24 protein-coding genes, 1 tRNA gene and 1 pseudogene are annotated in these 21,832 nt (G+C 37.1%); 13 read left to right on the forward strand and 13 right to left on the reverse strand.

Annotated elements, in window-relative coordinates:
- Positions 1-161: 161 nt before the first annotated feature.
- The 3 genes from A2003_RS03770 to A2003_RS03780 form a co-directional block, all read right to left on the reverse strand.
- Positions 162-237: transfer RNA gene (locus A2003_RS03770), tRNA-Arg, on the reverse strand.
- 120 nt (positions 238-357) lie between these two features.
- On the reverse strand, positions 358-921 hold the full coding sequence (locus tag A2003_RS03775; RefSeq protein ID WP_286686829.1) for a hypothetical protein: 564 nt from the start codon (positions 919-921) through the stop codon (positions 358-360).
- Between the two features lie 144 nt (positions 922-1,065).
- Positions 1,066-1,755 carry a putative quorum-sensing-regulated virulence factor gene (locus A2003_RS03780; RefSeq protein ID WP_004962463.1) on the reverse strand — a complete coding sequence of 230 codons (690 nt, stop codon included), beginning with the start codon at positions 1,753-1,755 and terminating at the stop codon, positions 1,066-1,068.
- Positions 1,756-2,003: 248 nt separating this feature from the next.
- On the opposite strand from A2003_RS03780, the gene A2003_RS03785 reads away from it, so the two are divergent.
- The gene (locus A2003_RS03785; protein ID WP_286686830.1) at positions 2,004-3,236 is read left to right on the forward strand and encodes an alpha/beta hydrolase; all 1,233 of its coding nucleotides are present in this window, start codon (positions 2,004-2,006) and stop codon (positions 3,234-3,236) included.
- Positions 3,237-3,294: 58 nt separating this feature from the next.
- Here A2003_RS03785 and A2003_RS03790 read toward each other — a convergent pair whose 3' ends face one another.
- Entirely contained in the window at positions 3,295-4,083 is a 789-nt protein-coding gene (locus A2003_RS03790) for a DUF695 domain-containing protein (protein WP_151738848.1), read from the reverse strand.
- Between the two features lie 194 nt (positions 4,084-4,277).
- Here A2003_RS03790 and glyA point away from each other — a divergent pair, with 194 nt between their 5' ends.
- A complete protein-coding gene (gene glyA / locus A2003_RS03795) occupies positions 4,278-5,531 on the forward strand; it encodes a serine hydroxymethyltransferase (RefSeq protein ID WP_151738849.1) in 1,254 nt (417 codons plus the stop codon).
- Between the two features lie 47 nt (positions 5,532-5,578).
- Here the strand turns inward: glyA and A2003_RS03800 are convergent, their stop codons facing one another.
- From A2003_RS03800 to yiaA, 4 genes are all read right to left on the reverse strand, one after another.
- The gene (locus A2003_RS03800; RefSeq protein WP_004962453.1) at positions 5,579-5,827 is read right to left on the reverse strand and encodes a YfhL family 4Fe-4S dicluster ferredoxin; all 249 of its coding nucleotides are present in this window, start codon (positions 5,825-5,827) and stop codon (positions 5,579-5,581) included.
- A 3-nt stretch (positions 5,828-5,830) separates the two neighbouring features.
- On the reverse strand, positions 5,831-7,198 hold the full coding sequence (trhP, locus tag A2003_RS03805) for a prephenate-dependent tRNA uridine(34) hydroxylase TrhP (RefSeq protein ID WP_151738850.1): 1,368 nt from the start codon (positions 7,196-7,198) through the stop codon (positions 5,831-5,833).
- 141 nt (positions 7,199-7,339) lie between these two features.
- The gene (locus tag A2003_RS03810) at positions 7,340-7,768 is read right to left on the reverse strand and encodes a hypothetical protein (protein WP_004953900.1); all 429 of its coding nucleotides are present in this window, start codon (positions 7,766-7,768) and stop codon (positions 7,340-7,342) included.
- Positions 7,769-7,980: 212 nt separating this feature from the next.
- Positions 7,981-8,439 carry an inner membrane protein YiaA gene (gene yiaA, locus A2003_RS03815; protein WP_004915237.1) on the reverse strand — a complete coding sequence of 153 codons (459 nt, stop codon included), beginning with the start codon at positions 8,437-8,439 and terminating at the stop codon, positions 7,981-7,983.
- A 247-nt stretch (positions 8,440-8,686) separates the two neighbouring features.
- Between yiaA and prfA the strand changes: the two genes are divergently transcribed.
- Together prfA and prmC are read left to right on the forward strand one after the other, a co-directional pair.
- Positions 8,687-9,775, forward strand: a complete 1,089-nt coding sequence (gene prfA / locus A2003_RS03820) for a peptide chain release factor 1 (RefSeq protein WP_004953903.1) — start codon at positions 8,687-8,689, stop codon at positions 9,773-9,775.
- Positions 9,775-10,593: a peptide chain release factor N(5)-glutamine methyltransferase gene (gene prmC / locus A2003_RS03825; protein ID WP_286686831.1), complete on the forward strand. Its 819-nt coding sequence runs from the start codon at positions 9,775-9,777 to the stop codon at positions 10,591-10,593. The genes prfA and prmC overlap by 1 nt, the downstream gene beginning before the upstream one ends.
- Here prmC and A2003_RS03830 read toward each other — a convergent pair.
- Both A2003_RS03830 and A2003_RS03835 read right to left on the reverse strand, forming a co-directional pair.
- The gene (locus A2003_RS03830; protein ID WP_194597812.1) at positions 10,590-11,222 is read right to left on the reverse strand and encodes an FMN-binding negative transcriptional regulator; all 633 of its coding nucleotides are present in this window, start codon (positions 11,220-11,222) and stop codon (positions 10,590-10,592) included. The genes prmC and A2003_RS03830 overlap by 4 nt on opposite strands.
- A 12-nt stretch (positions 11,223-11,234) precedes the next feature.
- Positions 11,235-12,296 (reverse strand): AraC family transcriptional regulator, encoded by a 1,062-nt coding sequence (locus A2003_RS03835; protein ID WP_286686832.1) that lies wholly within the window; start codon positions 12,294-12,296, stop codon positions 11,235-11,237.
- A 141-nt stretch (positions 12,297-12,437) separates the two neighbouring features.
- Between A2003_RS03835 and A2003_RS03840 the strand changes: the two genes are divergently transcribed.
- Both A2003_RS03840 and A2003_RS03845 read left to right on the forward strand, forming a co-directional pair.
- A complete protein-coding gene (locus A2003_RS03840; protein WP_286686833.1) occupies positions 12,438-13,208 on the forward strand; it encodes a 3-hydroxyacyl-CoA dehydrogenase in 771 nt (256 codons plus the stop codon).
- Between the two features lie 156 nt (positions 13,209-13,364).
- Complete coding sequence (locus tag A2003_RS03845) at positions 13,365-14,048, forward strand: superoxide dismutase (RefSeq protein WP_286686835.1); 684 nt, start codon at positions 13,365-13,367, stop codon at positions 14,046-14,048.
- 55 nt (positions 14,049-14,103) lie between these two features.
- On the opposite strand, the pseudogene A2003_RS03850 reads toward A2003_RS03845, so the two are convergent.
- Positions 14,104-14,316 (reverse strand): annotated as a pseudogene (locus tag A2003_RS03850) (flavin reductase family protein); the annotation flags it as partial.
- Between the two features lie 278 nt (positions 14,317-14,594).
- Between A2003_RS03850 and A2003_RS03855 the strand changes: the two are divergent.
- The 6 genes from A2003_RS03855 to A2003_RS03880 all read left to right on the forward strand — a co-directional run bounded on the left by A2003_RS03855 (position 14,595) and on the right by A2003_RS03880 (position 18,659).
- Positions 14,595-15,323 carry a HesA/MoeB/ThiF family protein gene (locus A2003_RS03855; RefSeq protein WP_153569912.1) on the forward strand — a complete coding sequence of 243 codons (729 nt, stop codon included), beginning with the start codon at positions 14,595-14,597 and terminating at the stop codon, positions 15,321-15,323.
- A 57-nt stretch (positions 15,324-15,380) separates the two neighbouring features.
- The gene (locus A2003_RS03860; RefSeq protein ID WP_194597808.1) at positions 15,381-16,679 is read left to right on the forward strand and encodes an ABC1 kinase family protein; all 1,299 of its coding nucleotides are present in this window, start codon (positions 15,381-15,383) and stop codon (positions 16,677-16,679) included.
- 26 nt (positions 16,680-16,705) lie between these two features.
- On the forward strand, positions 16,706-17,086 hold the full coding sequence (folB, locus tag A2003_RS03865) for a dihydroneopterin aldolase (protein ID WP_004911755.1): 381 nt from the start codon (positions 16,706-16,708) through the stop codon (positions 17,084-17,086).
- On the forward strand, positions 17,043-17,477 hold the full coding sequence (locus A2003_RS03870) for a 2-amino-4-hydroxy-6-hydroxymethyldihydropteridine diphosphokinase (protein ID WP_005402484.1): 435 nt from the start codon (positions 17,043-17,045) through the stop codon (positions 17,475-17,477). Before folB ends, A2003_RS03870 begins: the two co-directional genes overlap by 44 nt.
- A gap of 33 nt (positions 17,478-17,510) precedes the next feature.
- On the forward strand, positions 17,511-18,062 hold the full coding sequence (locus tag A2003_RS03875) for a DUF2799 domain-containing protein (protein WP_005402485.1): 552 nt from the start codon (positions 17,511-17,513) through the stop codon (positions 18,060-18,062).
- Between the two features lie 138 nt (positions 18,063-18,200).
- Entirely contained in the window at positions 18,201-18,659 is a 459-nt protein-coding gene (locus A2003_RS03880) for a hypothetical protein (RefSeq protein WP_005402486.1), read from the forward strand.
- 63 nt (positions 18,660-18,722) lie between these two features.
- On the opposite strand, the gene coq7 is transcribed toward A2003_RS03880, so the two are convergent.
- The gene (gene coq7, locus A2003_RS03885; protein WP_004911746.1) at positions 18,723-19,358 is read right to left on the reverse strand and encodes a 2-polyprenyl-3-methyl-6-methoxy-1,4-benzoquinone monooxygenase; all 636 of its coding nucleotides are present in this window, start codon (positions 19,356-19,358) and stop codon (positions 18,723-18,725) included.
- A gap of 3 nt (positions 19,359-19,361) precedes the next feature.
- A complete protein-coding gene (locus A2003_RS03890) occupies positions 19,362-20,684 on the reverse strand; it encodes an MFS transporter (RefSeq protein WP_004953941.1) in 1,323 nt (440 codons plus the stop codon).
- 162 nt (positions 20,685-20,846) lie between these two features.
- Between A2003_RS03890 and A2003_RS03895 the strand changes: the two genes are divergently transcribed.
- A partial coding sequence (locus A2003_RS03895) for a POTRA domain-containing protein (protein WP_286686834.1) occupies positions 20,847-21,832 on the forward strand: 986 nt, incomplete at its 3' end.

Genomic DNA, 21,832 nt, shown 5'->3' on the forward strand with positions numbered 1-21,832 from the left:
TGATGGCTGCTTAACCTCTACTTTTAAATTCAGTTATTTATGGGAGGATTACCCCGTAATCTATACGGTAATTATTGAGAATGCATCAGAAGAGGTAATAATAAGCTCAATCAAAAAATTGTTATATTGAAATAGTTTTGAAATGATTTGAGAAAAGATTGTGGTGCGCTCAGCGGGACTCGAACCCACGCCACAGGCTTCGGAGACCTGTACTCTATCCTGTTGAGCTATGAGCGCATGCGAGCCACATGATAGGCAAAAAAATCATATAGGTAAATATAAACATGACCACCAAGTGATTTCTTGCTTATTAAAAGAGCAATTATTCAAATTATGATCTTATTTATAAGGTCAAATTTATAAATGTTGAACTGAATAATTAATTAGCTTAAGTGTTTGATTCAGTTGAGTCGGTGGAATGCGGCTTTCTTGTAAGGAGGTAATCCACTGCATTTGACATGCTTTTAATTGTTGCACGGTTTTTATTGTTTGAATCTTTTGGATTAAAGGACGAGCCATCAAACCGCAATAGGTGGTTAGTGTTTGGATCATCACTTGTTGAATCTCTACAAAAGGTAATTTTTCAAGTTCAATATTTTCAAATGTTTCTTCATCAGAGCTTGGTGTTGTTGAATGATTATTTTCAAGCGGTTCTGTAATTGCTGATTGAATGATAGGAGCAGTTTGTTCCAAAGGTATTTCTTTTATATTTGTTGGCTCTGCCTGTTGGGCGAGTAAACCCATGTCAATCAGTTGTTGAACAAGCTCAGATGGTGCAATTTTTTCTTTGTAGTTATGGTCTAGTTCTTGAAAGTCTTCGTGATCAATAAGTAATAGTAGTCGTCGTTGTTTTGCAGTCAAAGCGATATTGCGTTGTTGCAATGCATTTTGTCCAAGTTCCGTTTTATAAAAATGTGACATCTCTTAATCTCCCCCAGTCAAGATCTAGATGGAGATTAAGATATAGTTGAAAAGTGACAGAAATGTTAACAAATTATTAAATATCATCTATTTGCATAAAGTAAATAGAAAATAATTGAACTTATTGAAAATTAACGTGCTTTTTTAGACGATATTATTTTCTAGTGCCTTTCTTAAGTACGGATCGAGATCATCTTGTCGCATTAACCATTGCACATAATCTGTTGGTAAATCAGAGATCGAAGTGCCTTTGTGTTTACCGAAGCTAATTGATTTTGGAATGCGTGCCTCTTCTGAAGCTACATAGAGTTGTTCAATTGTTTGGATATTTAAATGATGGATGATATGCATCAAAATATTGGCTGTTAAAATAATATCTGCATCAGCTCTATGTGCGCCTTTCAGCATTTCACGAGCTTTATCACTTCCTTTCGAAATTAAATAAATTAATGCAGAAATATTATGCGCTTCTGCATTTTCCCATACGCGACGAGCAAGCGCTAGCGTACAAATAGGCTTTAATTTGGAAACATCAACACCACATTTCGCAATTGCTGAAATATCGTAATCAACATTGTGACCAATGATATACGCAGTTTGTTCTGGTAATTCGAATTCATTATAAAAAGGTTGATCTATCAAATCCGATTCAAGAATATGATGAACTGCCATAGCGGCGTATGAGATCGGTTGACCGACTTGATAGAGTTGATCAAAAATTTTGGTTTTATCTAAACTTAATTTACCACTCTCTATCTCGATTGGTGCATATGCAATTTCTATCGGTAAGCCATTCAATGTATGGGTTTCAGTATCTAAAATGATAGCTTGCATTGGGTCATGACCTAAGTGAAGTAGAGTGGATTTGATATCTTACTCGAAATTATGCCTCAACCAAGATGTGTTCGATTCGCAATCGCTATATTCCTCTGGTAATTCGATTTTTTGATTAAAAATAAATCATATTTTGCTGATGAAAAGACTTGAAACGCATTTCGAATAAGCGTAATTGTTGACAGTGAAATGCTTTAGAAAAGATCTAAAGATGCATCAAAAATAAAATAGTTAAGGAAAAACTATATATGAAAATGAAATTATTAACGGTTGTTATGCTGAGTTCAAGCCTTGTTCTAACGGCTTGTGGTGGAAGTGACGATTCAAGCTATACATCGAAACCAAGCATTCCTGAAAACAACTTTAAAAATCCAGTCGTTGGAATGCCTGTTACTTACACAAAAACTGATTTCTCAGCATTTGCTTCTGAAAGCTCTGTCATGACATATAAAATGTTGGGACAAAATGGCAAAGAAACATTAGCGACTAGTTTGATATTCGTTCCAAAGGGAACGATGCCATCAGGTGGTTGGAAAGTTGTCGTTTGGGCACATGGAACAACGGGAGTTGCTGATCAATGTGCGCCTAGTCGAAATGCAACGAATATCTATATACAAGACATGATTAATAAGTTTCTTGCAGCTGGCTATGTTGTTGTAGCTCCAGATTACGAAGGTTTAGGTGAACCAAGTGGGAGAGAATTACATCCATTTTTAAATGTTAAGAGTGAAGCATACTCAATAACAGATGCTGTTGTTGCAGCAAGATCTTATTTGGCGAGTCAGGGGAAAGTGCTTTCGCGTCAATGGGTGACTGTAGGGCATTCCCAAGGTGGGCAGGCAGCACTAGGTGCAGCGCAATATGCGAGTCGCGCTAAATTGGAATATAAAGGCACGGTTGCAGTAGCTCCAGCATCGAACTTAGGAGCAATTCTAGTTAAAGGTGAGCAATCTGTTGAAAATGCACCTATCGCTCAGCAAATCCAAATGTATGCTCAACTTGATACTTTTACTGCATTAATTACAGCAGGGATAAGAAATCTGCAACCTACTTTTAATTATATTAACGTCTTTAAATCACCAACGGATGAGATTGCAAGTCGAGCAGAATTAGATTGTTACGATCAGGTTGGTCAGAAGTTCGGTGCGGCAATGCAAACGTATGCATTCACAAATGGTAGTCTAGCTAACTATCCACGAACTCAAACTAATTTTATGGCAATTCCATTGGTTAAGACTTTCTTGGAGAATGATTCACAGCCTGCACAAGTTAAACTGAGCCAACCTGCGCTGATTTATCAGGGTGGTAAAGATACAACAGTTCCTCGTGAAGCAACGGATGGTCTTGTCTTGTTAGCACGAAGTAAAGGATCGCAAATTCAATATTTTACTAATGCGGAATGGGATCATGGCACTGCTTATGTGCTAAATATCTCAAATATTGTTAACGATGTGAAAACATTGATGCCTGCGAGCAATTAATTTAAAAATCGCGTTTATTCGCCCAGTATTTCAGCTAAATGAAATACTGGGCTTGCTGTTAATTAATAACTACTTCCGTTTCCCAACCATCATATTCAGCATTGTAAAGCTTGCATAACTCGAATAATTCTAAAGTACAACGATCTATTGAATATTGATCAACGTGATCTATCCGAGAAATTTGTAGAGAAAACTTCATATGTTCATCATCAAGTTGATCGATTTGTACAACTTCAAAACCTAAAGCTTGAGTCTTGTGTACACATTCAGCTAAGTCTGTTTCATTTTGGAAGAAAAGCCAATGATATACAGGTCGAGCTATCTGTAGAAGATCACCATGATGAAGAAGATTCTCAACAACAGCTCGATTAGATATAGTCTGTAATATTTCTGGAGTAGGGTACATGCATTTAAAATATGAAGACCAATCTGGTTCATCGCGGTGACCAGTTTGATAGGAATATTGAGAGAATTTTTGCATGATAAGTTGAATTTTATGTTCTAAGACAGTCGCATCCTTACAATAAAAATAGAACTCTCTCACTTTATTATGTGTCAATCTCCCTACATATATGCTCTGACTTCCATCTGTTAGGCTAGGTATGATTTCATCCTCAAGAACCATTAAATGGTCAAATTCTTCACTTGAAGATAAGCCATCTTCTCGCGGTTGATTCATTTTAATTTCTAGCCAAATTAATTGTAATCTTTGTGATATAGGTGCGATTTCCGCCAAGGCTAAATTAACAAAATAGCTTGCAGGCATCTCATCAATTTGACACATGTAGTAATTCCAGTTTTCTGGAAGTTGGAATTCATGATTGTTCAGAGTATTTTCGAAGTCCATTTTTTATACCAAATTTTAATTATTTAAAAGCTTGTTAGATTCTTCATCATTTTCATTGATATCGGAACATTCAGAATGAATAAAATTCACGAATAATTAAATAAATATCAATCTGTGAAAAGGCAAACTTCATGCTACAATACGCACCAATCTTTAGCACGGCTTAAAAGCCCTAATTTATAGGACCCCCGCTAATGTTTGCCAATATTTCTATTGCTCAATTTGATCCAGAATTAGCTCAAGCGATTGCTTCTGAAGGCGAACGCCAAGAAGCTCACATTGAGTTAATTGCATCAGAAAACTATTGCTCTCCAGCAGTTATGGAAGCTCAAGGATCAAAACTTACGAACAAATATGCAGAAGGTTATCCTGGCAAACGCTATTATGGCGGTTGTGAATATGTTGACGTAATTGAACAACTTGCAATTGACCGTGCGAAAGCATTGTTCGGTGCTGATTATGCAAACGTTCAACCACACGCAGGTTCACAAGCAAACTCTGCTGTGTATTTAGCGCTTCTCAACCCAGGTGATACAGTACTTGGTATGAGCTTAGCTCACGGTGGTCACTTGACTCACGGTGCTAAAGTAAGTTTTTCTGGTAAAACATACAACGCTGTTCAATACGGTTTAAACCCTGAAACGGGCGAGATCGATTATGAAGAAGTTGAACGTTTAGCTTTGGAACACAAGCCGCGTATGATCGTTGCTGGTTTCTCTGCGTACAGCCAAGTTGTTGATTGGCAGCGTTTCCGCGAAATCGCTGATAAAGTTGGTGCTTATCTTTTTGTTGATATGGCTCACGTTGCAGGTTTAGTTGCTGCTGGTGTTTATCCGAACCCAGTTCAAATTGCTGATGTAACAACGACTACAACTCATAAAACACTTCGCGGTCCACGTTCTGGTTTAATCCTTGCAAAAGCAAATGAAGAAATCGAGAAGAAACTTCAATCTGCTGTATTCCCTGGTAACCAAGGCGGTCCTTTGATGCACGCAATTGCTGCTAAAGCAATTTGTTTCAAAGAAGCGATGTCTGATGAGTTTAAAACTTACCAACAACAAGTCGTGAAAAATGCTCAAGCTATGGCTGAAGTATTAATTTCACGTGGTTATGATGTCGTTTCAGGTGGTACAAAAAATCATTTATTCTTATTGTCTTTAATCAAACAAGACGTAACGGGTAAAGATGCTGATGCATGGTTAGGTGCAGCACACATTACTGTAAACAAAAATGCAGTTCCAAATGATCCACGTTCTCCATTCGTTACTTCTGGTATCCGTATCGGTACTCCAGCTGTTACAACTCGTGGTTTTGGTGAATCTGAAGTTCGTGAACTTGCAGGTTGGATTGCTGACATCATCGACAGTAAAGGTGATGAAAAAGTTATCGCTGAAGTGAAAGCTAAAGTAGAAGCTGTTTGTGCAAAATTCCCAGTATATGCAAACTAATTTGTATATCTAAAAAAAGCGCCGTAAGGCGCTTTTTTATTTGTAACTTACTGTGATTTTAATCTTCGAAACTTTTCTAAAAGTTCTGAATGTGATTCATTAAGTTGTGGATCAGGTTTAACGCAATCTATCGGGCAAACTGCAATACAGGTCGGTGCATCATAAAAACCGACACATTCTGTGCAACGTTCGGTATCGATTTCATAAATTTTAGCACCTTCATATATTGCTTCGTTTGGACATTCTGGTAAGCACATATCACAGTTGATACATGCGGTAGTAATCATAAGAGCCATGAATTAATGTGCTGAGTATGCTAAAGAGGCTGATGATAATTGCTGTTTTGCTTGAGGTAAGTTCCGAATCAGCAATGCGTAACGAATATCAATTTCTTGTGGAAATTGTATTTCAACCGTATGACCTGAACCTTTGGCATTATCGATAAGATTACCTTTGAGATCAAGCATTTGTTCGAGCACAAAGTGGACATTGCCTTTCGGTGTCATTAATTCAAGTGAGTCCCCGACAATAAATTTATTTTTGACTTCAACTCGGATGAAGTCACCATTCCTTTCTAATACTTCTCCGCAGAATTGTTGAAAGTCAAAATGTGATGATCCATCTTCATAATTTTGATATTCACTGTGAGTATGGCGACGTAAAAAACCTTCTGTGTAGCCACGGTTAGCTAAACCTTCAAGTTGTGTCATTAGACTTTGATCAAAAGATTTACCCGATAATGCATCATCAATTGCTTTTCGATAAATTTGTGCGGTGCGGGCACAATAAAAGTAAGATTTGGTTCGACCTTCAATTTTTAGTGAAGCGACGCCCATTTGACTCAGTCTCTCGACATGTTGCACCGCGCGAAGATCTTTAGAATTCATGAAATAAGTACCATGCTCATCTTCTTCGGCAGCAAACATATCCTCATCGTTGCGTTGTACTAATACTGGATTGATAGTATTACGCTCATGTGATGATTTAGAACAACATGATTTTGAATTTTCGAAATGTTGAACAGGGATAACATCTCCATTTGAATCTTCTTGTGCGTCATGGATTTTATATTCCCAACGACAAGCATTGGTACATGCTCCTTGATTGGCATCACGTTTATTCATGTAACCCGATAGTAGACATCGACCAGAATAGGCCATACATAAGGCGCCATGTACAAATACTTCTAACTCAATATCTGGCACGTTATTTTTAATTTCTTCAATTTCGTCTAAAGATAACTCACGTGAAAGAATTACACGGCTTAAGCCATAGTCTTTCCAAAACTTAACTGTAGCCCAATTGATGGCATTTGCTTGTACTGATAGGTGAATTGGCATATCAGGAAAATGCTCACGAACCATCATGATTAACCCTGGGTCGGACATGATTAATGCATCTGGTTTCATTTCAATAATTGGGGATAGATCACGTATGAAATTTTTTAATTTACTATTATGTGGCTGGATATTGACGACGACATAAAATTTTTTACCAAGAGAGTGAGCTTCTTCTATGCCAATTTTAAGATTGTCATGATCAAACTCATTATTTCTGACACGTAAACTATAACGTGGTTGCCCTGCATAGACAGCATCTGCTCCGTAAGCAAAAGCATAACGCATATTTTTTAGTGAACCAGCAGGAGAGAGTAATTCAGTATTCATGATGCAATAAAGGCATATTTAAAATAAGGGATTATTTTAAGAAGTTCAAACTATAGATTCAACCAAGTAATTTACTCAGGATTTTTAATGTGTTAGACCCAATTTAAGTGTCAATAAAAAAGCACCCGAAGGTGCTTTTTATCAATGATGACGATGTTTGCGTTTTTTCTTATATTTTTTTGACTGATAGTTGTCGTAGTCTCGGTCTTGACCTACTTTACGACCCAAAGCGGCACCACCTGCTGCACCCGCAGCTGCGCCAATATAACCACCAGTTGTACCAGCAATATTGCGACCAACAGTATAACCACCTACACCACCTAAACCACCACCAATTGCAGCTTCGGTACGCGTACGTTTACTGCTAGCAGCAGCTGCACCACCAGCACCACCAACAGCTGAACCAATCATGGCACCACTATGACCACCAATCTCTTTACCTATTGCTGTACCAACAACACTACCTAAAGCTGAAGTGGCTGCAACACGTGTTGCATTATCTGCATATGCAGTGCTTGCAATAGTAGAACCTGCAAGGATTGCACTCAGTAACATAAAATGCGCTTTCATTTTGACTCCATGTGCCCGCTGTTCAGGCATCTTTTGTAATGGAAGCAAATGTAACAAAGCTTGTGGAGTGAAATTGTGGAGATGCATCCTGTTATTATTGTGATTTGGTAAGTTGATTGTATGGTTTTGTTTAAATCAGTATTAAGATTAATCAAATAAATTCAATTTTCATTAATGATTAAGCCAATATGAAATTATAGTGCTGATGTCATTTATGAATCTTGATGAGAAGAATCTTCAAGTTTTAATTGATTTGTAGACTCTCGCTTCTGTAAGCGTAAATGTTCAAGATCACGAATATTTTTCTGGGTAGCCGTAACACCAAATAAGCTCAATAAAAAGGACATAATGTAATAACCTTTTTCGCTCAGGCTAAGTGTCGCATTCGATAAACTAAATAATAGTAACCCAATACAAATACCGACTGAAGTCCAACAAAGTGCAACGTAGATTGCAGTCACAGGTATATCTTCTAACTTATCACGCAATGTTTTTTGTAGAGATACAGCAGAGAAAAGACCGTAAAGTAAAATAACGAGATAAAAACCTTTTTCATGTAAAGGCATTGAAGCATTCCATAAGCCAATCATAAAACCAACAGCACCGATCACGACTGCAAGCCAACTTGCCCCAATAAATGCCAATGTTGGACGGTTAATTAAATTACTCATATTGATTATCCTATTGTTTTATCATTTTATTTGTCTCTCATATTTATATAGAACGGCAAAAAAGAGAACAAGAGTCTACAACTAAAAATGAACAATTTATGATGAAACGAAACTTGATCACGCAGTAGTGAAGTTTCACTATGTCATTTAAGCGGTAGAATCTGTAAACTATGCGCAATTTTTTGATTTTACTCATGCTTCAACTTTGTAATGGCATTGAGTCTTTGGATTTCGAGATATTCCGCCCATGAAAGCATCACTCCGCTTAAGACTAGATCAACTCTGTGATCGTCATGAAGAGCTGACGGCATTACTTGCTGATGTAGAAGTTATTTCTGACAACAAACGTTTTCGTAAATTGTCACGAGAACATAATGATTTAACTGAAATTACAGAAGTTTGGGGTAAATATCGTCAAGCTGAAGAGGATATTGAAACTGCTGAAATGATGAAATCTGATCCAGATTTCAAAGACATGGCAGAAGAAGAGATTAAAGAAAACAAGGCACTTTTAGTTGAGCTTGAAGAACAGCTTAATGTGTTAATGATCCCTAAAGATCCTAATGATGCGAATGCTGCCTATTTAGAAATTCGTGCAGGGACGGGTGGTGATGAAGCTGCTATTTTCTCGGGTGATTTATTCCGTATGTATAGTAAATATGCGGAAACTCAGGGTTGGCGTATTGAAGTCCTGTCTGAAAATGAAGGTGAACACGGTGGTTACAAAGAAGTAATCTGTCGTGTTGATGGTGAAGGTGTATATGGTCGCTTAAAGTTTGAAAGTGGTGCGCACCGCGTACAGCGCGTACCTGCCACTGAATCACAAGGTCGTGTTCATACATCTGCATGTACAGTCGCTATTTTGCCTGAAGTAGATGTAGATACAACAGTCGAAATCAATCCAGCTGATCTCCGAATTGACACTTACCGAGCATCAGGTGCGGGTGGTCAGCACATTAACAAAACCGATTCTGCTGTTCGTATTACTCATATTCCATCGGGTGTGGTTGTGGAATGTCAGGAAGAACGTTCTCAGCACAAAAACAAAGCCAAAGCGATGGCATTACTTGTATCTCGTTTAGAAAATGCAAAACGTGCGGCAGCGGATGCAGCTACTTCTGAAATGCGCCGTGACTTAGTTGGTTCTGGTGACCGTTCTGAGCGTATTCGTACTTATAACTATCCTCAAGGTCGTATGACGGATCATCGTATCAATTTAACGTTATATAAATTAGACGCGATCATGGAGGGTGATTTAACCGAATTGCTTGATAGTTTGCATCGTGAATATCAAGCGGATCAATTAGCGATGCTTGCTCAGGAAAATGGCGGCTAATGAATATTGCTCAGGCATTAGAAATTAAAGGTGAAATTGATAGCTATGAACGTCAAGAAGCTGCGTGGCTGCTTGAACATATACTGGGTATCAATTCATTAGAGTTAAAACTAAGACTTGAGCAAGAGTTAACTGAAATTCAAGAGCAAGCTTATTTGAATGGGCTTGCTCGTATTGATCATGGTGAACCACTAGCTTATGTAACAGGTTCACAACCGTTTTGGACTCTGGACTTAAAAGTCACACATGACACATTGGTTCCACGTCCAGATACAGAAATATTGATTGAAACTGTGTTAAAGCTTGAACTTGATTCAACATCTAATGTCGTTGATTTAGGTACTGGAACGGGTGCTATTGCATTGGCTCTAGCAAGTGAGCGTCCTCAGTGGAAAGTTACGGCAACAGATATTTATCAACCTACGCTCGAAGTCGCACAGGAAAATGCCATTCGTCATGGTTTAACGCATGTTAAGTTTGCTTGTGGTGCTTGGTTTGATGCGTTAGAAAAACAATTTTTTGATCTTATTGTTTCAAATCCGCCGTATATCGATCCAGAAGATGTGCATATGCAAATGCTTAAATCAGAACCTGAACGAGCACTTATTGCTGATAAGCAAGGATTGGCGGATCTAGAAACTATTATTGTTCAAGGTAAAGGTTGGTTAAATCCAAATGGATGGATTGTGCTTGAACATGGTTATGATCAAGGTGAAGCCGTCCGTACCATCTTCGAGAAAGAGGGTTTTAGCCAAATTCAAACCATCAAAGATTATGGTGGCAATGATCGTGTCAGCCTTGGACAGAAGTTGAATTAATCTTCAATGTATTGTTTGACTGCTTCAGCTAATTGAATCTGACCCTGTTTTTCTAAATTATTTACCACATTTACAGCATCAGATTGGTCTCTATTTTGGCTAAGTTTGAATTTTCCAATCATGTGCTGGATTTCAATCTCTATACCAATTATTTCTTTGAGTTCTGCTGCGATGTAATCGCTAGGTGCATCAGACATTTTCCATGGTTTTTCTTGCTTGGCTTCATGTGTCCGAGTAAGTTTGGCGAGTATGCCCCGTAAGGATTTTTCATCTTCTAAAAATCTAATTTTTCCTTTTACGTGTACGACTTGATAATTCCATGTTGGTACATGACGATGATGCAATTGTTTGTTTGGATACCAGTTGGGGGAAATATAGCCTTGTTCACCTTGGAAAATAACTAAAACATCAGTTCCACTCTCAATCAAAGTATGCAATTCATTATTTCGTGCAATATGAGCGATAAGAATTGCGTGATTAAATTTAGGCTCATGTAAAAGTTTAAAGGGTAAGTGATTTGCTTCGATACCATTGGAGCTGTGAGTGACTAATGTACCTAACGGATATTTTTCAACGAGTTGATATAATTTCTCAGTATTTTTTTCTTCAAAAATTTCAGGTAAATACATTTTTTAAACCATTCAGTCTTCAAATTGGTTAACAAGTAGTTTTTTGCTTGGGGATGTTTTTCGATAGCTACCAGGGCTTACACCACTCCATTTTTTAAAAGCACGATGGAAAGCACTTGGATCGTGAAAATTTAGATCATCACTAATACTTTGAATTGAATCATTCGTTTTGCTCAGACGTTCAATTGCAATATCACATCGAATATCATTTTTAAGCTGTTGATAGCTGACACCTTCTTGTTTTAGTCGACGTTGAATAGTTGCTGTGGACATATTCATTTGTTGTGCAATATCTTTTAACTCAGCCCATTCAGAAGGTGGTTGGAGAATCAATTGTCTGCGGATTTGTAGGCTTAATGAGTTTTCATTTTTAAAGCGCACAATTAAATTATATGGGGCATGTTTTAGAAACTCATTTAACGCCTGTTTGTCTTTTTTAATCTTGTGCTTGAGATAATGAGCATCGAATTCTATTTTATTCTGTTCAGCATTAAATTCTATATTTTCACAAAAGCGTACTCGATAATCTTGTATCTCAACAGGTTGGTGGCATCTAAATGACATTCGGTAAAAACTGATACGTTGATCGCTCAACCAACACATCAAACTGTGTACCAGCATTAAAAAAGTCGAATAGGTAAACATTCGTTTGGGTTGATCACGGTCATGTAGGATAAGAAATGCTTTCGAACCTTCCTGAACTAATTCCCCATGAATATCATCCAAAATCAAAGCTAAAAATTTTAAGATATCTTGTATAGCCTGTTCTAATGTATCTGCACCAAAAGCAAGTTTCGCCAATACTTTATAACTTCCTCGGCGCATTGGATGAGTATCCATGCCGAGAAATTCATCATTCATACTTTTTGCCAGTTCAACCCAAAGCTGTGCAGATTGGATAACAGGGACTCGTGCTTTGGTTGAAGTTAATAATTCAGCTGAAATACCCGCTTTGTTAGCGATATTGACGATATTTAAGCCGCTGCTAGCTGCAACACTCAATGCTTCACGAATAAGTGCATTTGAAATCGTATCCTTTGCAGAATTGATATCTTGATTTGGAAGTTTGCTCATAAAAGATGAAATACAGGAGAGTGAATGAAATAAATGCTCAAAAATCGCATTAAATTTGCTACTTTTTGGAATTGTATCGGAAAAAAGTTGCCTTTACTCTTTGTTATAAAATTTATCACTTTAATTTGATAGGAAACGTAAATGAAAATTCAGGGAAAACACTTTGTTATTACTGGCGGTGGTTCTGGTTTAGGCGCAGCGACAGCTGAATATTTGGTTCAGAAAGGTGCATCCGTCACTTTAGTTGATATGAATGCTGAAGTTGGAACTCAGCAGGCACAAGCATTGGGTGAAAAAGCTGAATTTGTCCAACTCGATGTTACGGATGAGCAAGCTGCTGAGCAATTTTTTAAAGATGTATTAGTCAAGCATGGTGCAGTGCATGGTTTAGTTAACTGTGCTGGGATCGGACCATCAGCAAAAGTTGTTGGTAAAGACGGTGTACACGATTTAGGTATGTTCTCAAAAACGCTTCAGATTAATGTCACTGGTACATTTAATATGCTGCGTTTAGCAGCGGAAGCCATGAGTAAAAATGAAGTTGCTGAAGGTGATGAAGATCGTGGAGTAATCGTCAATACAGCTTCGGTTGCTGCGTTTGATGGTCAAATTGGTCAAGCTGCATATTCTGCTTCAAAAGGGGCAGTAGTTGCCATGACTTTGCCGATTGCAAGAGAGTTAGCACGTTATGCAATTCGTATTATGGTGATTGCACCAGGCATTATGGAAACACCGATGCTTAAAGGTCTACCACAAAATGTACAAGATGCATTAGGTCAAATGGTTCCGTATCCATCGCGTTTAGGTCGTCCTGAAGAATTTGCACGCTTGGTTGCACATATTGCTGAAAACTCATATTTAAATGGTGAAGTAATTCGCTTAGACGGCTCGATTCGTATGGCTGCAAAATAAAAATATCTTTAGGTAAATAAAAGCGATGATTGGTTCATCGCTTTTATGTTTTTAATAAGTAGTAAAATGTATCTTTAGTATTTAGTGATTTGACCTGCTTTGGATTTACTTATATTTTTGATAATGAAAATGATTATCAATTTATGGAATCTAATGATGCGGATGTTAAATAAAAGCCTATTTTCATTGATGTTATGTGCAGGATTAAGTGTGCCTGCCTATGCGGAGTTTAAGCAAGCACCATTGCCTTACAAAAGTGATGCACTAGAACCCGCGATTGATCAAAAAACGATGGAAATACATTACGCAAAGCATCACAAAGCTTATGTTGATAATTTAAATGCTCAGATTAAATCCTATCCAGAGCTAGATAAATTAAGTATTGAACAAGTCCAAGCACAAATTTCTAAATATAATTCAGCAGTACGAAACAATGGTGGTGGGCATTTTAACCATGCTTTCTTTTGGGAAAGTTTAGCACCGACTAATAAAACTGGTAAGGTTAGTGCAAAGCTACTAAAACAAATCAATCAAGATTTCGGCTCATTTGAAGCCTTCCAAGATAAATTCAATCAGGCTGCAACAGGTCGTTTTGGCTCGGGTTGGGCATGGTTAATCTTGAATGATGCAGGTCAATTGGAGATTGTTTCAACGCCAAATCAAGATAATCCTTTGATGGATATTGTGGAGAAGAAAGGACAGCCACTTTTAGGTTTGGATGTTTGGGAACATGCTTATTATCTTAAATATCAAAATCGCAGAGCAGACTACACCAAAGCTTTTTGGTCTGTTGTAAACTGGAATACTGTAAACCAGCGTTATGATACTGCAATTAAATAGTCTTTATATTATTCATATGAGAAGCGCTGCTAAGTGCATCGCTTCTGTGTTTGATTTACTCTGCTTTCACTTCATCGCCAATTAAATAAAACGTACCACCAGCAATATAGTGTAGGCTTTTCAGGTTTTTATGCTCTTCCGAAAAATGCCAGTGACCATCGCGGAAAACACGCGTATCAGCCCAAGCAGCAATAACAGAGCCGATAAATAAATCATGGGTTTGCTGATTGTGTGCTTCTGGTATCAGCTTGCATATTAACCAACCAATACTTAAAATTTCAAAATAAAACATAGAGTTATTTCTAAAAAAATAAAATAACCAAAGTTTTAATCTTAATTCATAAGTAATTGATTTTATTATGCTGTTAAAGAGTGCCTACAATATTGGGTTAAAACCTAGATATAGTCAAAGCTAAAATGCATGTATGAAAAAAATTATCTTCCATTAGTACATTCATATACTTAAAATCTAAAGTCTTTAGAGCTAGCAAGAGAATCAGTGTGTCAATTCATCCAGAAAACGAATTTGAATTAACTAATGATGAAATGCATCTTTATAGTCGTCAAATCTTACTTGATGGTTGGGATATTGAAGCTCAAGAAAAATTAAAATTAGCAAATGTACTGATTATTGGAGCTGGTGGAATAGGGTGTACTAGTGCGGAGCTACTCGCACGAGCAGGCGTTGGAAAAATTACGATTGTAGATGCTGATACAATTGAAATGAGTAATTTACAACGTCAAATTGCGTTCACTCCAAATGATATCGGTCGCTACAAAGCCGAAATATTAGCAAAACACTTACAAGTGATTAATCCGCACATACATGTTAGCTATAAAAACATACGATTTGATGAAACGAATGCTGATGATTTAATACAGCATCAGGATGTAGTGTTGGATGGGTGTGATAACTTTACGACACGTTATTTAGCCAATGCGATCTGTAAGAAATATCAAGTCCCTCTAATTAGCGCTTCTGCAATCGGATTTGAAGGACAAATGTTCATGGTGGAGTCAGATTCTGCTTGTTATGAATGTCTATTTCCTAAAGAGGATCACGCAAATGAGGGTATGCGTTGTGCAGAGTCAGGCGTGTTGGCAACAACTCCTGTAATGATAGCGTCATTACAAGCACATCACACATTGCTATTTCTAGGTTTGGGATTAACACCACTGAAGCAAAAGCTATTACTCTGGAATGGTTTAAATTTATCGCAACGTATTCTTAAATTTGAAAAAGATGCAAATTGTCCAGTTTGTCGGGCAACTTAAACAGTAAAGTTTCTGAAATTTGCTAAACTAATGCCATCTATGAGGCAATGAAAGATTATGAAAAGAAATATCTTATTTGATGGATTGCGTTCTGTTGCACGGATAGGTGAAACAGTGATTGTTGCTGCACAGGCAGGTGTGAAATATGCAACTGAGAAGCAAAGTAACGCAAAACTAATGCGTGAGACATTTGAGTCGCTAGGTTCTACATATATTAAATTGGGTCAGTTTATTGCAAGTACACCATCACTATTTCCTCGTGAATATGTCGAGGAATTCCAAGGGTGCTTAGATCAAACACCAACTTTACCGTTTAGCTATATCCAAGAAGTACTTGCTGAAGAGTTTGAAGGTAAAAACTTGAATGAAATTTTTAGTTTCATTGACGAAAAACCATTAGCTTCAGCTTCTATTGCACAGGTGCATGCTGCAAAACTTGTGACAGGTGAAGATGTCGTACTAAAAGTACAAAAACCAGGTGTTGAAACCATTCTTTATACTGACTTAAACGTCGTACATTGGGCGACTAAGCTATTAGAGCGTGCAGTTCCAAAAATTAAATTTGCGTCATTATCTGAAATAGTAGATGAAATCAAAACACGCATGGTTCGTGAAGTAGATTTTATTGAAGAAGCGCAAAACTTAGATGACTTTGTACAGTATCTCAATGTTTCGGGCAATCAAGCTGCAACAGCGCCAAAAGTTTATCATCAGTTTTCAACGCGCCGTGTTTTAACGATGCAACGTTTATATGGCGTATCTTTGACTGATTTTGATGTGGTAAAAAAATACGCTAAAGATCCAACTCAAGTATTAATTACAGCGATGAATACGTGGTTTGGTAGTCTAATGCTATGTAAGAGTTTCCATGCTGATTTACATGCTGGAAATTTAATGCTGCTTGAAGATGGTCGTGTTGGTTTCATCGATTTTGGGATTGTAGGTCAACTAAAGCCTGAAGTATGGACGGCTTGCATGGCATTTATGGATGCTTTACAGCATACCAATTACGCTGCGATGGCTGAAAATATGCTTAAGATGGGGATGACGCATCATAAGATCGATACTCAAGTCTTAGCAGATGATTTAGAACGGTTATTTAGTGGTGTGCTACTAGCAGACCCTCAAGAAATTTTAAGTTCCAACCCTGCTGATTTGAATGACATCATGATGGACATGATTGGGGTTGGTGAGCGTCATGGCATCAAATTCCCGCGTGACTTCGCTTTGTTATTCAAACAAATGCTATATTTTGATCGTTTCATGCGAGTTTTAGCGCCTTATACTGATATTTATGCTGACCAACGTTTGAAAATGGTTCACAATATTGAACCTGCTTCATTTCTAAAGCATTAATTAAATTATCAGTTTATTGGGTCATTATGGATGCCATTATTATAGAAGGATTAAAAGTTGATACGGTGATAGGGTGTTTCAATTGGGAGCGCCAAATCATTCAACCTTTAATGTTAGATCTAACCATTCATAATGATCTTAATCAGGCTGCACAATCTGATGAGCTAGACGATACATTAAACTATGCACAAATATGTGAACTAGCTGCTCAAGTGATTCAACAAGCAAAACCTAAGTTAATAGAGCATGCAGCACAGTTAGTTCTTGAAAAATTATTTTTAGTATTTCCCTCGATTGAGTCAATTATTATAACAATTCGTAAACCCGCAATTATTGCACAAGCCAATGCAGTAGGAATTCGCCTTGAACGCAACAGAAACGATTTTTGCGCTCGCACTGGCGAGTAATGTTCAACAGCAGCAGAATTTCACTTTTGCATATGCTCAGCTTGCGCAATTAGGAAAAGTGGAATTTTCAGTGATTTATCAAATTCCTTGTAGAGATGCCGTAGGTGCAGACTACTGGAATTCAGCATGCTTATTAAAAAGTGAGCTGACCGTGGATGAAGTCTTGGATATTCTAAAGAATCTTGAAACTCAATCAGGTCGTGTTCGTCCATCTCATTATATTAGTTTGGATATTGACGTTATTGCTTGGGGGAAGGATTTAGAGCATATGCAATTCAATCCTAAAAAATTACCATTAGCAAATGATGTTAAAATTCCATTGCTTGAATTGTGGCAGCATGAAGCGTTAAATTATGATGACAAGCTACAATATCCAGTCATCAAAATATAATTTTAAAGATTACGATAATAAAAGGACTCATTTATGAAAGTCATTTTCCTGCTTACAACATTGTCATTTTTGTTTTCTGGCTGCGCAGCAATGAGTGTTGAGCAATGTAAAACTGCAAATTGGTTTAATGTTGGTGAGAAAGACGGTTCAGCAGGTCGTGAATCTAGACTAGATCAATATTATTCTTCGTGTCAAAAAGCAAACATTACTCCGAATCAAAATCTATATGAAAAGGGTTATCAGAAAGGATTGAATTTTTATTGCCGTCCAGAGACAATCTTTGATGAAGCTTTGGAAGGACGTGGTGATTATCGTGTTTGTCCGATTGAAAAACGTGATGCATTACGTACATATTATCAAGTCGCACATGAATACTACCAAGCTAATTCTGAGTTTGAACGTTCACAGACAGATATGAGTTATTATTTAAAAGAATTAGAGCGTAAAGATTTATCAGTAAAAGATCGGGATGATTACAAAAAGCGTTTATATGATTTGCGTTTAAATAGCAGTAGAGTTCAGTATCGTTATCAAGATGCAGTAAGAAATCTCGAGCGATTCAAAGCTGAGCGCGGATTACAGTAATTCATTCAAGAAAACTTGGTATATAAATAGAACCCATTGAATAAATGGGTTTTATTTTTTGATTCAACAATTGTGATACATACATGTTGAGTTTATCAGTGTTTGAATAACTCTTATAAGCTTTTAAACGGTAATAATATGAGAAATATACTTCTTGTTTTGTCAATTCTTCCGAGTATCTTGATCGCCAATCAAGCTTTTGCAATTGATGAAAAATATAGACACCAATTAGAACAATCAGGTTGTACTCAGCTGAGTGAATTGCAAGGTTGTGATATAAGAAAATCTAAACAAGAGAATATAAAAGCAGGATTTGTAGAAAATAATACACAGGATGCACTAGATGGTAAAAGTAGTAATGAACCACAGTGGATTGCTGAAAGAACGGATGGGAAGATACTTGCTCGTATCAAAATTGATGATAAAGAGCGAGTATGGGTGAATGATTATCGAGTCATTGCAATTAAGAAAAAAGGTCAATTAACTTTTAGGCAGGGAAAAATTAATTACACGATTTTCACGGATCAGGAAAAAGGATCTGAAAGTTTCTGGTATGACCATTACTCAAAAGATAAAGGAAAAATTGTTTTGCAATAATTAGTACTATTTTAATGAAGTGCAGGGAATTACATCATCGCAACTCCCTGTATTACTCAAATTTTAAAGGTAATAACTTGTTTTAGTCATCAATTTTGAGATGGCTGTCATCGTGATTTTAACAGGCACAGGAAGTTCTACGCCGCCAGCATTTAATGCTGTTTCGCGATGATGCAATTCATCTTCATTCATTTGTTCTAAAATTTTACGTGAACGTTCATCATGAGCTGGAAGCTGCTGTATATGCTCTTGTAAGTGCTGGCTGACTTGACGTTCTGTTTCAGCAACAAACCCCAAGCTATATTTATCACCTGCAATGCCTGCAATTGCACCCATACCATAAGATAAACCATACCAAATCGGATTTAAAATGCTGGTATGACTATCTAATTCTTTTAAACGATCTTCACACCATGCTAAGTGGTCTTGCTCTTCAAGTGCTGCTTGTTGCATTTCTTGTTTAACATGTGGAAGCTTTGCGGTCAGTGCTTGACCATGATAAAGCGCTTGAGCGCAGACTTCTCCGCTATGATTAACACGCATTAATCCCGCAACATGTCGAGCATCGCTAACACATAACTGTGAAGGGGTTTCTTCTGCAGGATTGTTGCGTTGTGATGTTGTAGCACCAGGAACTAAGCTGCGTAATGCTTGGTCAAATGAATTGATCATCTTATCGAGACCTGTGTAATGACGCATATATTAATCCTCTAGAGTATGGGGAGCATTCGCTAACAGAGGTTGTAAGCGCTTCAATAACCAAATTGAGAAAAAAGCACTTAAAACGGCTGTGATGATAAATAAGATTTTAATATCAATTTTTAAAATGCTTAAGATTAAAATTGAAAAAATTGCTGAACTGACCATGAAAACAGCGTTTAGAATATTGTTTGCAGCAACGACACGAGCACGATGTGAACGTGGTGAATACGCCTGCATCATGGCATATAGAGGAACGATATAAAATCCACCACTAATTCCAAGTAGCGTTACAGCGATCATGACATGGTAGTAAACTAAACCTTGAGTAAACATATCTTTTAAATTAAGAAGTTCACCAGTGCGTTCAGGTACAAATGCAAGACTTGCAGCTAAGTAAAGTGCAAATACAGTCAAACCAATTGCGCCATAAGGAACCATCTTGATATTGATGTCACTGCCACCGATCTTGCGGCATAGTAATGAGCCGACACCGATTCCGACCGAAAAGAAGGTGAGTAATAAGCTTACGACATTTTCAGATGCATGAAGATTTTGTTGAGTGAGTTGGGGGATTTGAGTGAGGTACGTCGCACCATAAAACCAATACCAAGAGTTTCCAAGTAGAATCATGAATACAACAGGAATTTTTTTTACATAACTCAATGTCTGAAAACTGGTTCTAATAAAATTCCAATCAATTTTTAAATCAGGAGATGCAATCTTTTGCGGAAGAATAAAGCGACTGCTTAAATAGCCTAAGCAGGCAATAGTAACAACTGTGACACTAATCCACAATAAATTACCTTCTGAAGATGCAATAACAGCACCTCCTAAGATCATGCCAAGTAAAATTGCGATAGAGGTTCCAGATTGAAACAGTGCGTTTCCTGACATTAACTCATTAGGTTTTAATATTTCAGGCAAAATGGCATATTTGATGGGACCGAAACAGGTCGAATGTGTGCCCATTAAAAATAAAGCAAAAAGCAAAAGCCATAAGTTTCCGAGTAAGAAACCTGCTGTACCAATCAACATGATCACGATTTCAAGGATTTTAATAAAACGAATTAGTTGTGAACGTTCGTATTTATCCGCGATTTGTCCTGCTGTAGCAGAGAAGAAGAAATAGGGTAAGATGAATAGCAAGGCAGCTAAATTATTTAAAGTGCTAATCGGTGCGCTTTGTTGTTGGATCCACCCATAAGTTATGACCAAAAGCAGTGCTTGCTTATATACATTATCATTCAGTGCCCCAAAAAATTGAGTGAAAAACATCGGGACAAACCGACGTGATGTCATTAAGTGGTCATCTTGTTTCATCATGTGTTCACTTCATTGTGTTTTATAAAAAAATGTGACTTACTGTAAAAATACTAGAAAATGCATGTATGATACTTTCAATGTTTGATTGGATGAAAATCAAAGATTTGAAGAAATTTTCACCCATCAAAAAAAGATAAATTAAAAATAAGTTTAGAGTTTCACATGCCATCTAAAGATAAGTTTAAACAGTCAACACTGGTTCATTCTATGCATTTAATATTTAAAATGCAGGGATTTCCTAAACTTATTTGTAGTAGTTTTATAATTAGTTCTTTTATATCAGTTGCTTGTGCTCAAGAGCAAATTGCTGATATGTCTAAAATTAATTCAATAGAGACACCATCATCTTCTGATCAAACATTACAAACTCTAGCATCGGCTGATGTGAATGTGTCGGCAAAAGTAGAGCCATCGACTGTAACTGTTTCAGAATTAGATAGTCTCGCTGCATTAAAACAACAAGAACAAACAATCAATCAAATTGAAGAATTAAAACCTATACAGTTCGATGAAAATCTAGAGGATTTGCCAGTAGTTTCAGTTGATCAGAACATGGCAAACGAAATCTATCGTGTTGCAGAAGAAGCTAAAAATGAAGCTAAAAACTATCGAGCAAATGCCACACAAACCACAGTCAATGATGTTTCTCAAGCAGAACTGACAGAAATAACAAAAGCACCTGTAAACATCAATCAATTAATGCAGGAAATTCAGGCTGATAGTAAGATTGTTGTAGAAGCAAATGAAACTGGGAGAACATTAGCTGACTTCCAAGCTAAATCTGAACCAGCACCTGAAAAAGTTGGATTTTTTAAGAAAATTATTAATCGATTCAAACCAGAAAATATTTTAAATACGGACAAAGTTCCTCGTATTAGTGCAGATGTATCTGGTGCGCCACCTGAATTGGCAGCAAATATCAAAGCGAAACTTTCGAGTTTTACGCAAGAATCATTTGATGATTTTGCAGCAGCTTTACCTCAATTACGTGCATTATCAAATCAAGCAGCTCAAGCTGTAGGATATTACAATGCAGAGTTTAAGTTTGAAAAAGTCAGTGAAAGTAAAGTTAAAGTCAATGTTACACCAAATGAACCTGTAATTATCAACAAGCAAAATATAGACTTTACTGGAGCAGGTGAAAATTT

This window comes from Acinetobacter sp. GWC1_38_13 (assembly GCF_001767535.1).
Taxonomy (GTDB): domain Bacteria; phylum Pseudomonadota; class Gammaproteobacteria; order Pseudomonadales; family Moraxellaceae; genus Acinetobacter; species Acinetobacter junii.